Origin of the sequence: Halorutilus salinus (assembly GCF_026242195.1) — an archaeon.
Lineage (GTDB): Archaea > Halobacteriota > Halobacteria > Halobacteriales > Halorutilaceae > Halorutilus > Halorutilus salinus.
The window spans coordinates 1-11,394 of the sequence record NZ_RKLV01000017.1 but is presented as its reverse complement, the minus strand read 5'-3'; the positions used below and the strand labels follow the sequence as shown (position 1 = coordinate 11,394).

General features: G+C 60.4%; 15 protein-coding genes. 2 read left to right on the top strand and 13 right to left on the bottom strand.

Annotation, left to right across the window (positions count from 1 at the left end):
* Window positions 1-193: 193 nt before the first annotated feature.
* From hisG to EGH25_RS11780, 13 genes are all read right to left on the bottom strand, one after another.
* Window positions 194-1,042 carry an ATP phosphoribosyltransferase gene (gene hisG, locus EGH25_RS11840; protein WP_266088856.1) on the bottom strand — a complete coding sequence of 283 codons (849 nt, stop codon included), beginning with the start codon at window positions 1,040-1,042 and terminating at the stop codon, window positions 194-196.
* A gap of 1,120 nt (window positions 1,043-2,162) precedes the next feature.
* Window positions 2,163-3,770, bottom strand: a complete 1,608-nt coding sequence (locus EGH25_RS11835) for a bifunctional N(6)-L-threonylcarbamoyladenine synthase/serine/threonine protein kinase (RefSeq protein WP_266088854.1) — start codon at window positions 3,768-3,770, stop codon at window positions 2,163-2,165.
* Between the two features lie 3 nt (window positions 3,771-3,773).
* Window positions 3,774-3,917 carry a 30S ribosomal protein S27ae gene (locus EGH25_RS11830; protein WP_266088852.1) on the bottom strand — a complete coding sequence of 48 codons (144 nt, stop codon included), beginning with the start codon at window positions 3,915-3,917 and terminating at the stop codon, window positions 3,774-3,776.
* Complete coding sequence (locus EGH25_RS11825) at window positions 3,914-4,240, bottom strand: 30S ribosomal protein S24e (protein ID WP_266088850.1); 327 nt, start codon at window positions 4,238-4,240, stop codon at window positions 3,914-3,916. Before EGH25_RS11825 ends, EGH25_RS11830 begins: the two co-directional genes overlap by 4 nt.
* A gap of 37 nt (window positions 4,241-4,277) precedes the next feature.
* Window positions 4,278-4,802, bottom strand: coding sequence for a GTP-dependent dephospho-CoA kinase family protein (locus EGH25_RS11820; RefSeq protein WP_266088848.1), 525 nt, complete (start codon window positions 4,800-4,802; stop codon window positions 4,278-4,280).
* Window positions 4,799-4,984, bottom strand: a complete 186-nt coding sequence (gene spt4 / locus EGH25_RS11815; protein ID WP_266088846.1) for a transcription elongation factor subunit Spt4 — start codon at window positions 4,982-4,984, stop codon at window positions 4,799-4,801. Before spt4 ends, EGH25_RS11820 begins: the two co-directional genes overlap by 4 nt.
* A complete protein-coding gene (locus EGH25_RS11810; RefSeq protein ID WP_266088845.1) occupies window positions 4,981-5,538 on the bottom strand; it encodes a DNA-directed RNA polymerase in 558 nt (185 codons plus the stop codon). The genes spt4 and EGH25_RS11810 overlap by 4 nt, the downstream gene beginning before the upstream one ends.
* Window positions 5,538-5,912 (bottom strand): type II toxin-antitoxin system VapC family toxin, encoded by a 375-nt coding sequence (locus EGH25_RS11805; protein ID WP_266088843.1) that lies wholly within the window; start codon window positions 5,910-5,912, stop codon window positions 5,538-5,540. Before EGH25_RS11805 ends, EGH25_RS11810 begins: the two co-directional genes overlap by 1 nt.
* Window positions 5,909-7,111, bottom strand: a complete 1,203-nt coding sequence (locus EGH25_RS11800) for a translation initiation factor IF-2 subunit gamma (protein WP_266088841.1) — start codon at window positions 7,109-7,111, stop codon at window positions 5,909-5,911. The genes EGH25_RS11805 and EGH25_RS11800 overlap by 4 nt, the downstream gene beginning before the upstream one ends.
* Window positions 7,112-7,182: 71 nt before the next feature.
* On the bottom strand, window positions 7,183-7,395 hold the full coding sequence (locus EGH25_RS11795; protein WP_266088839.1) for a hypothetical protein: 213 nt from the start codon (window positions 7,393-7,395) through the stop codon (window positions 7,183-7,185).
* Between the two features lie 39 nt (window positions 7,396-7,434).
* Entirely contained in the window at window positions 7,435-7,989 is a 555-nt protein-coding gene (locus tag EGH25_RS11790; RefSeq protein ID WP_266088837.1) for a DUF447 domain-containing protein, read from the bottom strand.
* Window positions 7,977-8,807 carry a triphosphoribosyl-dephospho-CoA synthase gene (locus EGH25_RS11785; RefSeq protein WP_266088835.1) on the bottom strand — a complete coding sequence of 277 codons (831 nt, stop codon included), beginning with the start codon at window positions 8,805-8,807 and terminating at the stop codon, window positions 7,977-7,979. The genes EGH25_RS11790 and EGH25_RS11785 overlap by 13 nt, the downstream gene beginning before the upstream one ends.
* A gap of 2 nt (window positions 8,808-8,809) precedes the next feature.
* A complete protein-coding gene (locus EGH25_RS11780) occupies window positions 8,810-9,472 on the bottom strand; it encodes an ArsR/SmtB family transcription factor (RefSeq protein WP_266088833.1) in 663 nt (220 codons plus the stop codon).
* An 83-nt stretch (window positions 9,473-9,555) separates the two neighbouring features.
* On the opposite strand from EGH25_RS11780, the gene EGH25_RS11775 reads away from it, so the two are divergent.
* Window positions 9,556-10,764: a hypothetical protein gene (locus tag EGH25_RS11775; RefSeq protein ID WP_266088831.1), complete on the top strand. Its 1,209-nt coding sequence runs from the start codon at window positions 9,556-9,558 to the stop codon at window positions 10,762-10,764.
* A gap of 42 nt (window positions 10,765-10,806) precedes the next feature.
* A complete protein-coding gene (locus EGH25_RS11770) occupies window positions 10,807-11,316 on the top strand; it encodes a hypothetical protein (RefSeq protein ID WP_266088829.1) in 510 nt (169 codons plus the stop codon).
* Window positions 11,317-11,394: the final 78 nt, after the last annotated feature.

The window sequence follows — 11,394 nt, the reverse complement described above, 5'->3', positions numbered from 1 at the left end:
TCATGTGTTCAGTCTACAACATCAAACGAGCTGTTACACACCCGAATTAACTCATGTATGGCGATTCACCAGAGCCATTTTGTTCCACCTCTTACTGCGACCGACGAAGGAGCGAGCGGGTGGTTTTTGATCCGGGTTTTTGCGAGTCGGGTAGCCACGCTACTCGACGAAGTAAAAAGGTGGAAAAGCTGGACTACCGCACCATCCGCTCTATAGGCGTCACGAGTATGTCGCGCGCCCCCTTTTCGCGCACCGCGTTTATCGTCTCGTAGACGTCGCCCTCCTCGACGACGGCGTGTACCGCGACCATCGAGTCGTCGCCCTCGACCCGCATCACAGTCGGTCCGCCGAGTCCGGGCATCGCGTTCTTGACGTCTTCGAGCGACTCCTCGGGGACGTTCATCATGAGGTAACGGCGGTTTTCGGCGTGCAGAACGCTTTCGAGCGCCGTCACGAGTTCGCGTATCTTACCGTCCTCCTCGTCCTCAGGGCGTGAGAAGAGGCGCACCGAGGAGTCGAGTACCTCGGCGACGACTTCGAGGTTGTTGACCTCCAGAGTCGTTCCCGTCGACGTGATATCGACGATTGCGTCCGCCATCCCTGCGTGTGGTGTGAGCTCCGTCGCTCCCGTTACGCCTATGAGTTCGACATCGACGCCGCGTTCGTCGAAGAAACGCCGGGATATGTTAGGGAACTCCGTGGCGACGCGTTTCCCGGCGAGTTCGTCGACGGTCGAAACGCCGTCCTCCTCCGGAACAGCGAGAACGAGTCTGCATTCGCCGAAACGTAGATCGAGATGGTCGAAGAGGTCGACCTCAGCCTCGCGCGTCTGGTCGAGACCCGTGATACCGACGTCCGCCGCGCCCTCGGCGACGTACTCAGGGATGTCGGCGGCGCGCGCGTACAGGACGTCTATCTCGGGATCCGTGGTTTCGGCGTAGAGCTTACGGTCGGAGCCGTTGTGTACCTCCAGACCCGCCTTTTGGAGGAGTTCTACGGTCGGGTCGTGGAGACGCCCTTTGTTCGGAACGGCTACTCTCATGGGAGGAGATTGCCGTCGTCGCTGATAACCCCGTCGAATTCTGAGTAATCAGAATTGGCTCTTAATTCCCGATAGGTTTTTATTCTATGAGCAACAACGTTCATCACACAATGAATCAAAACGCAGTTGAGCGGATGCGTGAACTACGTGAACGTAACGCGGATATCTACGAGGAGATGGGACATGTTGGTAGCGGCAGAACTGCTAACTCTTAATTAGCGATCAGTTTTTCAGATCAGACAGTATCGACCGCGTATGATCTAAACAACTATCTAGCTTTTTTGTCGGAGGCTTATGTGGGTTTCTGCGTTCTAACGACTGATGGAAAACTTGTGTAAAGTATCGATGCCATATGTGAAATAGCTCATCTTTTTCCCATAACGTATTGAACCTAACGTCGGTATGTAGTGTACGGGCGAATTTGGAGTGTAGAACCGTGCGATTTATTGATTGTCTGATTATATTCTCCGCAGAAAAATTGTTCTGTTCAACGAGATATTCGATAGTGTTCGTAGCAGTTCTATGGTTAGCATCAGGAAAGAAGTGAATTCCCACAAAAGCTCTTACCCAATGGGCACACTGGTCTGAAAGGGGTTCATTTGTTGGGAACTCTCGAATGATTCGATGGAGGTCTGTCTCAGCCACATTATTTATCTTCCTTCTCGTGTCGTCGGGAGACTCTCTGATCCAACCGTAAATATTGTCAGAGTCCTCCGCGAATTCGAAATTTATTTGTTTTATTGTTTCACCATCAATATCACTAAAATCATTAATATTCTGGTAATCTGAAGAGTTTTCCGCGTCTAATTTCTGAATCTCGATTAGACCGTCAGATGATGGGGTATCTCCCCAGTTATCGAGCATTTGGTGACCTTTCTGTGTGAGTTCGTATGTTTCATGACCTAGCTGACGGACAGCAGTTATCTTATTAAGATCACGTAACTGCAGACGTATTACATTTTCTCTGTATCTGTCTTGTGCGAGTTGATGTGGCGTAGTTTTATCTTGGAAGTTTTCAAGTATTTTCTTATCCGAGATATACATCGGCTCATTTGTCTCGATGAAATCTCGATATGTATGTGGTCTATCAGTCAATTCTATTACCTCTGCTGTTTTACGGTTACTGACTATTTGTTGATTGCTGTTGATATTTTCCACGCCCCTCGATCTCGCGCAGACGTTCGCGTACGTCGTCACCGCGCTCCCACGCGTAGCCGTCGTCGAAAGCTGTGAGTACCTCGTCGTCGTTCTCAACCGTCCCGTGTACGGCGCTACGGAAGACGTGTAGATCCATACCGAAGTCCTCGACGTGGTGGGTCGCGTACGAAAGACCGAAGTCGACGAGGAAGACACGATCCTCGTTCGCGTCGCGCTCCCGCACCGCGTTACGCGTCGTCGGATCGCCGTGCGCCGCACCCGACGCGTGCAGGCGCGCGAGATGCCGACCGATACCCCGAGCCTCGTCGGGCGTAACGTCCCTGCTCAGGTCGTCGCCGAGCGCCTCAACCGTCAGCGTCGCCTCGCGTACATCGATGTCCAGAACCGGTGGTGTGGGAACGCCCGCGCGTCTCGCGTCGTGTAGCGCGCGCGCCTCGCGTTTCGTGCGCCGTTTACGCAACCGTTCGTCGAGGCGCTCGTCGCGGTAGGGCTTAGGCGCGCGCTCCTTGACGAAACGTCCGTCGGAGAAACGTACGTTCGCCTCCGCCCCCTGTACGAGCGCGTCGTCCTGACGCCGCGTACCCTCAGGCGCGTCGTCGCGCCAGACGACATCGACCTCGTCGGGTCGCCATTTGGGACGCACCTCACTCTCATCGACACCCACCGTCTCGCCAGCCTCGTAAGCCATCCAGCCTGCGACGGCTATCATACCCGCGTTGTCGCTGAGGAAACGCGGTTCGGGGGCGTGGAAACGCGCGCCGCGTTCGTCGCACATCTCTGCGAGCATCGAACGCAGACGTTCGTTACGTGAAACACCGCCGCCGACGACGAGTTCGTCCTTACGTGTCAGAGCGAGCGCGCGTTCCGAAACCTCGACGAGAGCGCCGAAGACATGTTCCTGAACCGAGTACGCGAGGTCTTCGAGCGCCACGCCTTCGTCGTACCTCTCCTGCGCTGATGACACGACGCCTGAAAAAGAGAAGTCGAGACCTTTGACCGTGTAAGGCAGTTCGACGTAATCGCCGTCCTCTGCGAGTTCCTCCAGCTTAGGACCCCCCGGATGCGCCAACCCCGCGTGACGCGCGAACTTGTCGAGCGCGTTTCCCACACCCGTATCGAGCGTCTCGCCGAGCACGCGGTACCGTCCCGCGCGGTACGCCGTCACGAGGGTGTTCGCACCCGCCGAGTCGAGCGCCACGGGGTCGTCGAAACCCGACGACCAACGTCCCATCTCGACGTGCGCCACCGTGTGGTTGACGCCGACGAGTGGAACGTCGAGACGTAACGCCGTCGAACGCGCCGCAGTCGCCGTTACGCGTAGACAAGGACCCAGACCGGGACCCCGTGAGAAGGCGACGGCTTCTATATCGTCGCGCGCCCCCGCGGAGTCGAGAGCCTCAAGAATAACGTCAACGATCTCCGCCGCGATATGCTCGCTCGCCTCGCGCGGATGTATACCACCCTCCGAAGGCGTGTACGGCTCCGATACGAGCGAAACAACCTCGTCGTTTTGGGCGTCGAAGACGGCGGCGCTCGCGTTCCACGCCGTACCCTCGACGCCGAGTATCATACGCTACTCCCGGTCGGTGTAGCCGCATCCCCCGCAGTGCTTCCTGTCACCGTGTTCGGCGAGAAACGTGTCGCCACACCGCGGACAGCTCTCTCTCGTAACCTCCACACCGTCTCCGTCGGCATCGTAGTAGTCGCCGCGCGTCATGCCTCAGCCTCCTCGTCGCCCTCTTCCGCCTCCTCGGCTTCCTCAGCGCCTATCTTGTTCCTTTCGAGCATGTACTCCTCCTCTATCTCACGCGCGTCGTCGGGCGATTCGTAGATCTTGGCGTGTCCCAACGTCTCGTTCATACCGAACTTGGTATCCATCTTATGGACAACGACCTCGTCGCTGTCCTTGTCGAGCTTAGCCGCGAGAGAGTCGCGGACGGCGAGACGTGAAGGCGTCTCCTCGTCGTGTACGATGCTAAAGCTTATCTCCTTCCTGTTGAGGAGTTCGTTCTTCTCCTCCTCGGTTATTTCGATCTGCATAGTTTCCTCGGTTGGCGGAAAGACTTGGGGACGACGCTTAAGAATTACGAAGCCCTGACAGAAACTCACCGTCGCCGTCCATACGGGACAGAAGATCGAGAACGTACCCGCGGGAGTCGTCGTCAACCTCCACGTACACTATCCCTTCACCCGGCTGTCCGTAGATGACCGTGTCGCCTTCCGACGCGAGAGCGACCGCGGGAAGGACGGCGAGGTCTTCCTCGCCTTCGACCTCCACGAGACCTCCCTCGGCGTACGCGTCGCCGAGTGCGTCGACGAGCGCGTCGGATACGGTACCCGGTTCGTTCTCTACAAGCGCCGTTACCTCCATACGGCTCCACCGTTCGACGACCTCCTCGTCAACGTCCTCGCGCTCGGTACGTCCGTCGACGACGGCGACATCCGGCACCACGCCCGCGCCGAGCAGATGGTACGTAACCATGTCGCCGACCGCAACCACACGTCCCGTCAGGCGCTCCTCGTCGACCTCGGGCGAGACTTCGCCCATCGGCTCCTTTAGCTCGGAGCGCATCTCCTCAGGAAGAACGAGCGCCGGCGTCATCGAACCTTGAGCGCGTACTTTCCGGCGAGGTCGACCTCCATCTTCTCCGCGATCTCGCTCTCGCCCGGCTCTATGATGACGACGTACCCCGACCAGTCCTCGCTAAGGTTCTCCGACCCGCACGCCGGACATACCTCGTCGCGTGTCACACGGTGGCACTCACGGCAGGCTAACTGCGTCATTGTTCAGCCTTCTGTGCCTCCTCTTCGAGCCATCCGTGCTTACCGAGACCCGGCTGACGCGCCGTCAGACCTATCTTCGAGTCGCGCGGGTTGCGTTCGTCGATCGAGACGGTCACGATACGTGAACGCACGGGGTCTCCGACGCCGAGTTCGCGGTTAGACTCGCTCGAATGCAGACGCTCGTTCTCCTCGTCGAACGAGAAGTAGTCGTCGCCTATCTGGGAGGCGTGGAGAAGGGCGTCGACGGGTCCGATACTCACGAACAGACCGAAGCTGACCGCCTCCGAGACCTTTCCGTCTATGACCTCCTGCATAAGAGGCTCGAAGACGATGGCGTCGAACTCAGCCTCGTAGAAGACGCCGCCTTCGTTGTACAGTATCTTGCCCTCTCCGGTCTCGTGAACCTCCGTGACAGCGACGACCCAGCCGAGTTCCTCGTCACACCGTCCTTCGAGTTTGTCCTGGAGAAGTTCGAGAACCAGGTTCTTCGAAACGTCGTCGAGACGTTCGGGCGGAACTCTTACCGTGTCGACAAGCTTTACTCGTTTGTACATTATGGATACTCTGCCTCTAAACGGTTCTTCTGTCTAAGATACAGCACCGGTACGTTACGTTCAAGAAGACGGTCTTTAAGCTTTGCGTCGTTGGTCACGACCGCCGAATCCCCTTCCGTCGCCTCCGCCGTCTCCACAACAGCGTCGTCGCCGTGCGTCGGTTCGGTGTCGACGACCTCGCACCTTTCCTCCGCGAAACGTAGACCGACCGCCGCGTCCTTGTCGCCCTTGTCGGCGAGCGCCTTGAGTTCGCGCACCACGGCGTCGGGGACGACCGCGTCGTAACCCCCGATGAGGCGCTCCGCCTCGTCGAAGACATCGACGTTGTGCTGGGACGGCGTCATGAGACCGTTTGCGTCGAACACGACCCTCATCTCACCGTTCCAACGCCTATCAGACGCCACCGTGAACCGACACGGCGGTTTATCGCCATCTTGTCGCCCTCCTCGGCGCAGACGGGGCGTTTGAGCTTGACCTCGCACTCTCCTTCGCGCGCACTCGTAACGCTACCCACGGTCGTCGCCGTGCCGACGGACAGCATCAACGGTTCGCCCGTCGAGATAGGGTCGACCTCGTCGCCTTCGCCTCCCACGACACGGTCGAGTAGATCGACACCGACCGTGAAGCCGTCGTGTACGGGGGGGAGCGTACCCGGCTTCCCCGCGACCTGTCCGCCGAGTGCGTCGCCCTTCGTAAGCGACGGGTCGAGTCCCGTTCCGACGCCCAGAAGACCGCCTGGCGTCGCCTCGTCGACCTGTTCGTCGCCAGCCATTATCGAACGCACCGTCGTCTCTATGGCTTCGTAACCCTCGCCGACCTCGCTACCGGGTAGGATCTCAACCTCGTCGCCGACGTTTAGCACGCCGCGTGCAAGCGAACCGCCGACTACGCCGCCCTTTATCGAGTCGATAGGCGTACCCGGACGGTTAACGTCGAACGAACGCGCGACGTGCATACGTGCGTCGGCGTCGGGGTCGCGTTCAGGCGTCGGTATCTCGTCCTCCACCGCATCTATGAGCCTGTCTATGTTGACCTCCTGCTGTGCGCTCAGAGGAACGATAGGCGCGTCCTCGGCGACCGTACCCTCGACGAACCCACGTATCTCGTCGTAGCTCTCCTCCGCGCGTTCGCGTGAAACGAGGTCTACCTTGTTCTGCGCCACAACCACGTTCTCGACGCCGATTATGTCGAGCGCCATAAGATGCTCCTCCGTCTGTGGCTGTGGACACGGCTCGTCGGCGCTTATGACGAGAACCGCGCCGTCCATGAGCGAAGCCCCCGAAAGCATCGTCGCCATAAGCGTCTCGTGTCCCGGTGCGTCGACGAACGATATCTTACGTACGACGTCGCTCTCGGTACCGTCGGGGCAGGTCTCCTCGACGGTGTAACAGTCGGGTGGGTCGCCGGGGCACCTACGGAACGTCGTATCGGCGTATCCGAGACGTATCGAGATACCCCGTTTCATCTCCTCACTATGCTGGTCGGTCCACTCGCCGCTCAACGCCTGTACGAGCGTCGTCTTTCCGTGGTCTACGTGCCCCACGAGTCCGATGTTGGCTTCGGGTTGTGTCACTTTTGGGTACCTCGGCGCAAAATCCGTAGTACAGTCGGTGAAGGCGCTTATTAAAACTTCTCAAAACCGTGTCAGTCGAGTAGCGCGAGCAGTGCGAATCCGACGAGAACCGTCACTCCCGTGATGAGTCCCATCACCACCCCCGTGTACGTCGTGTCGATCATCCCGGCTACGGTTGCACCCACCAAGCCGCCCGCCCCTCCAAGTACCCCCGCTGTCGACGCCGACGGCTTCTCGTTCCACGCGTCGAAGTCGGTTGCGGGTATCTTGTCGCGCAGGCTCATGTGTCCGGATACGTCCCGGAACGCGTAAACGTAACGGCGTCAGTCGACGTAGTCGCGTAACCGCTCCGTTGCCTCGCGTTCACGTTCACCGCCGCATCTCTCCGCCACGTCGACGTGGTGTTCGTACAGCTCTCGTAGCTCGGGCTTGAAGCCGAGACGCGTCGCGTGTACTGTCGCCTCGATTACGGACGCGAACCCCCTGCTGTGTGTCGGAAGTACGCGGCTCTCGATTCGGCGTTCGCGTTCGACGAGGTTCCAGCGCGTTACCTCGTCGTCCTCGCACCCGTCGACGCGTTCTGCGTCGCACTCCACCCATCCGTCGGCGTCGCGTAGGCGTCCGTCGGCGACGAAGCCCGCGCCGTCACCGAGCGCCGACTCGACGTAGACGACGGGGTCGCGCGTGAAGTTGACGACGACCTCGTTCGTCGCGCGGACGTTTTCGAGCGTTGTACTACCTTCCCAGAGACGAGCGTACGTCCCCCCGTCCTCGCTCAGTACACCCATCGGCGCGGCGTTCGGCTCCCCCTCGGCGTCGTGTGTCGTCGCCACCGTCTCGGTGATACGCGCGTCGAGTAGGTCGTTCAGATACGCCACCCCCTGCGGAGCGCCACGAAGACAGCCCCTGCGACTATATCGGCTGTCGTACCCGGATTTATCCCTTCGTCGCCGAGGCGTTCGTCGAGTTCGTCGGGCGGAAGTTCGCGTGCGAGACGCGTCACCTCGCGCGCCTTCTCGCTTCCGCACCTCTCGGCGACGAGGCTGTCGGGTTCCTCGCCGAGGAGGTCGACGTACGTCGCCCGTACCGCCTCGCGCGTTCCTCCGGGTCGTCCGACGAGACGGCTTCCGGCGTGGAACGTCCGCGCGAACCCGTCCGTCCATTCGTCGGCGATACCGTCGCGCGACGCGCTTTCCTCCATTACCTCGTACAGCGTAACGCCGTCCTCGACGACCTTCTCGCGCGCCTCAGGGTCACGTACGTCGTATTCGTACCCCGTGTCTCCTACATGTACGTCGACGTGGTCGAAAGCCTCGTAGAACCTACCTGCGTCCTCCGGCGTCGTCCCCTCGGCGACGGCGGGCGCATCTTCGACCGATCCGCGTCCGGCGGCGACGACGAGAGGCGCAAGGAGTAGGAGGGCACCGAACTGCGTGTTGCCGCCGTCGTGCGCCGACGCGCCACGGACGGATTCGAGGAACACCTCGCCGACGCTCGCACCCTCTGCCGCGGCGTCGAAGCCACGACGCGCACCCACCGCGCCGACGAGAAACTCGTGGAACGTCGTGTCGTCGAAGTCGCGTTCGGGTCCCACGTTACCCGGCTTCCCCGTACCAGCTTCGAGGAGAAGCGCCGTCTGTGCGTCCTCGGCGGGTGTTAGCAACTCATCACCATGGGCGCGGTACGTCCCGCCCACGTTTATCTACGTCGCTCGCGGACGTACCACGCTCCGAAGCCGATGACCGCAACCGCCGTGACGGCGACGAAGAAGACGACGCCCGGCGGTAGGTCGGCGATACGGTCGACGAGCGCGGGCGTAGCGTCAGCCGCACCGTCCGCCGTCTGGTTCGTGGCTTCGAGCGCCTCGCGTTGCGCTCCCCCCTCGACATCGAAAGCACCCATGCCGTCACCGTCCGCGCCGCGCGGTTCTGCGTCGGCGGGCGCGTCGGGCGCGTACAGACGGAACAGCGTCTGAACGAAGACTGAGGCGACGCCTATGATACCGACGATACCGAGGAAACGCGTGAGTGCGTCGCGTACGGTCGTAGAGACTTCCTCCGTTCCTACGAACATCACGAGGGGTTCGGAAGGCGCGTAGACATCCATCTCGCGCCCCTTCTCCGAGTAACGCGTCCCGTCGATATCTATAAGACCCGCATCGACGAGGTTTTCGAGATGGTACCGTGCGTTCTGGACGGTCGTGTCGGCACGGTCGGCGACCTCCGACGGTGTCGCGGGTTCATCGTGGAGTTCGGCGAGTATGTCGCGCGCCGTGTCCGACGAGAGCGCGCCTATCAGGTCGTCGGCGTCGTCGCTGTCGACGCCTATGACGCGCGCCTCCTCCGCCTCACCTTCTGACATACCGGGTGAGACGCGGCGCGACGACAAACATCTGTTGGTACGGCACACAAAGCTATATGTTACGACAGAACAAGATGTTGGTAATGACCGGTACGACGGTCGCGGCGGGGGAGAACGTACAGGGAACCTACTTCCGACGTCTCGCCGACCTTCTCGGCGCTAAGGGCGTGGTCGCTCTCGTCGTACTCCCTGCCTCCGCGTTGGTCTCGACGTACGTCTCGGACACAACCACGCTCGCGGTCGTAGGCTTCGTACTCACGACGGCGTTCCTGTACGCCCTCGTCGTCGACAGGGAACGTTCCTCAACCGATGAGTTCGACCCCGTCGGCGTCGCGTTCGCCTTACTCGCCGCGGGGTACACGGTTCTCTCTATCACGGGTATCGGCGTCGGTGCCACAGCGGCGTCCGTCGGCGCTCTCACCGTCTTCGCCGCCGTCGTTTATGGATACGTCTTCCACGAAGGCGTCCCCGACGACCTTTCTTCGGACACACTCCGCGAGATGGACGCCGACCCTCTGCATATAGACGTCGTCGGCTTCGCCGTCGCAGAGATACTCGTCGTCTACTCAGTCCTTCTCGGCACGGGATGGGGGGCGTTCGCACGCTCGCAAGCCTTCGCGGCGCTCGCCTTCGTCGTCTACGTCGGTACCGTCGCCGTCTTCGCGGGTTACGCCGTCGTCACGCGTGAGATAGTCGTCTCACGTACCGACGACGAGGTTCACGAACTCCTTTTCGGTGTTCTCGGCGACGCGTCTCAGATAGACGACGACGTGCTCCGCGACGACATCGCCTCCAAGATGCGTCTTGTCGCCGAATGTCTCGACGGCGTCAAGCTACCCACGGTTGTAGAGGACGAGTACGGCGAGGTACCCGTCGTGGTTTCGACCCGACGACCCGATGCAAGGCGCGTCGATGTATCCACGGAAGACGTCCTCGATCTCGCGACCGAACGCGGACTAACGGGCTACGTCGTCCACGGCGGTTCCGTGGCACTCTTCCGAAACGGTGTACTCGCCAAATGGTACGACGACGGCGAGTACGGGCACGACGCCGAAGGACTCGAAGACGAGATCGGAGACGCGACCCTCCATTCGCTCGACCACACGACGCTCAACCATCTCGACGACGTGACGCCGCAGGACGAGGACGTCGTCGAACCCGGCGAGGTTGAACCCGAAGAAGAGGACGACGACGACACAGATGGTTCGAAGACTCTGAACGTCGGAGGCGAGGAGATAGATATGGAGGAGATGTTCGAGAAGGCGGACGAGGTAATGGACGAGCTTGAGTAGCTACCCAAACTATTTATCATACCGTGGGGTATGTCTTCCGACGTGAGACAGACGAGGGATACAGCGACGGTCGACGCCTCTCGTTCGTTCCTCGGCTCAGTAGCCGACCTTATTACGGTCAAAGGCGTAGCCCTCGTGCTCTACCTCTCTACGATCACAGGCGTATCGGTCGTCGCCGGACGCGCCGCGCACGGCTTCGTTACCGGCGGAGTTCTCGCCGTCCTTCTCATCTCTGCGGTCGTCTTTGAGTACACGCGTTACGACCGTACCGACTACGTCGGCGTGGCTTCGGTCGGCGTCGCCGTCGGTTACACGGCGTTGGAGTATGTCGGAACCCTCCAGAACCTATGGTTCCCCGTCTCCGCCGCCGTCGTTCTTCTCGTCACATCGGGCTATCAGGCTTGGCGCGATGAGGTTGCCGACGCCGCCGAGTTCGTTGAACATCTCGACATCGTGGGTCTCCACGGCGGCGTCCTTCTCCTTCTCTACAGGCGGGGAAAGGCGAGTGCCTCGGGGCTTGACCCCGAGGGTGAAGCCCGTCAACACGCTTAATTTGCTACATCACGTAGTGTGGTTTCCCGACCGTGACCCGGGTTAAAGACCTTAATCCGAAGCGGTCGTGTAGACTGG

Bases quoted from the DNA above. Each gene is read 5' to 3' on its own strand.
- hisG (WP_266088856.1), bottom strand. From the start codon at position 1,042: ATGAGAGTAGCCGTTCCGAACAAAGGGCGTCTCCACGACCCGACCGTA.
- EGH25_RS11835 (WP_266088854.1), bottom strand. From the start codon at position 3,770: ATGATACTCGGCGTCGAGGGTACGGCGTGGAACGCGAGCGCCGCCGTC.
- EGH25_RS11830 (WP_266088852.1), bottom strand. From the start codon at position 3,917: ATGACGCGCGGCGACTACTACGATGCCGACGGAGACGGTGTGGAGGTT.
- EGH25_RS11825 (WP_266088850.1), bottom strand. From the start codon at position 4,240: ATGCAGATCGAAATAACCGAGGAGGAGAAGAACGAACTCCTCAACAGG.
- EGH25_RS11820 (WP_266088848.1), bottom strand. From the start codon at position 4,802: ATGACGCCGGCGCTCGTTCTTCCTGAGGAGATGCGCTCCGAGCTAAAG.
- spt4 (WP_266088846.1), bottom strand. From the start codon at position 4,984: ATGACGCAGTTAGCCTGCCGTGAGTGCCACCGTGTGACACGCGACGAG.
- EGH25_RS11810 (WP_266088845.1), bottom strand. From the start codon at position 5,538: ATGTACAAACGAGTAAAGCTTGTCGACACGGTAAGAGTTCCGCCCGAA.
- EGH25_RS11805 (WP_266088843.1), bottom strand. From the start codon at position 5,912: ATGAGGGTCGTGTTCGACGCAAACGGTCTCATGACGCCGTCCCAGCAC.
- EGH25_RS11795 (WP_266088839.1), bottom strand. From the start codon at position 7,395: ATGAGCCTGCGCGACAAGATACCCGCAACCGACTTCGACGCGTGGAAC.
- EGH25_RS11780 (WP_266088833.1), bottom strand. From the start codon at position 9,472: ATGTCAGAAGGTGAGGCGGAGGAGGCGCGCGTCATAGGCGTCGACAGC.
- EGH25_RS11775 (WP_266088831.1), top strand. From the start codon at position 9,556: ATGACCGGTACGACGGTCGCGGCGGGGGAGAACGTACAGGGAACCTAC.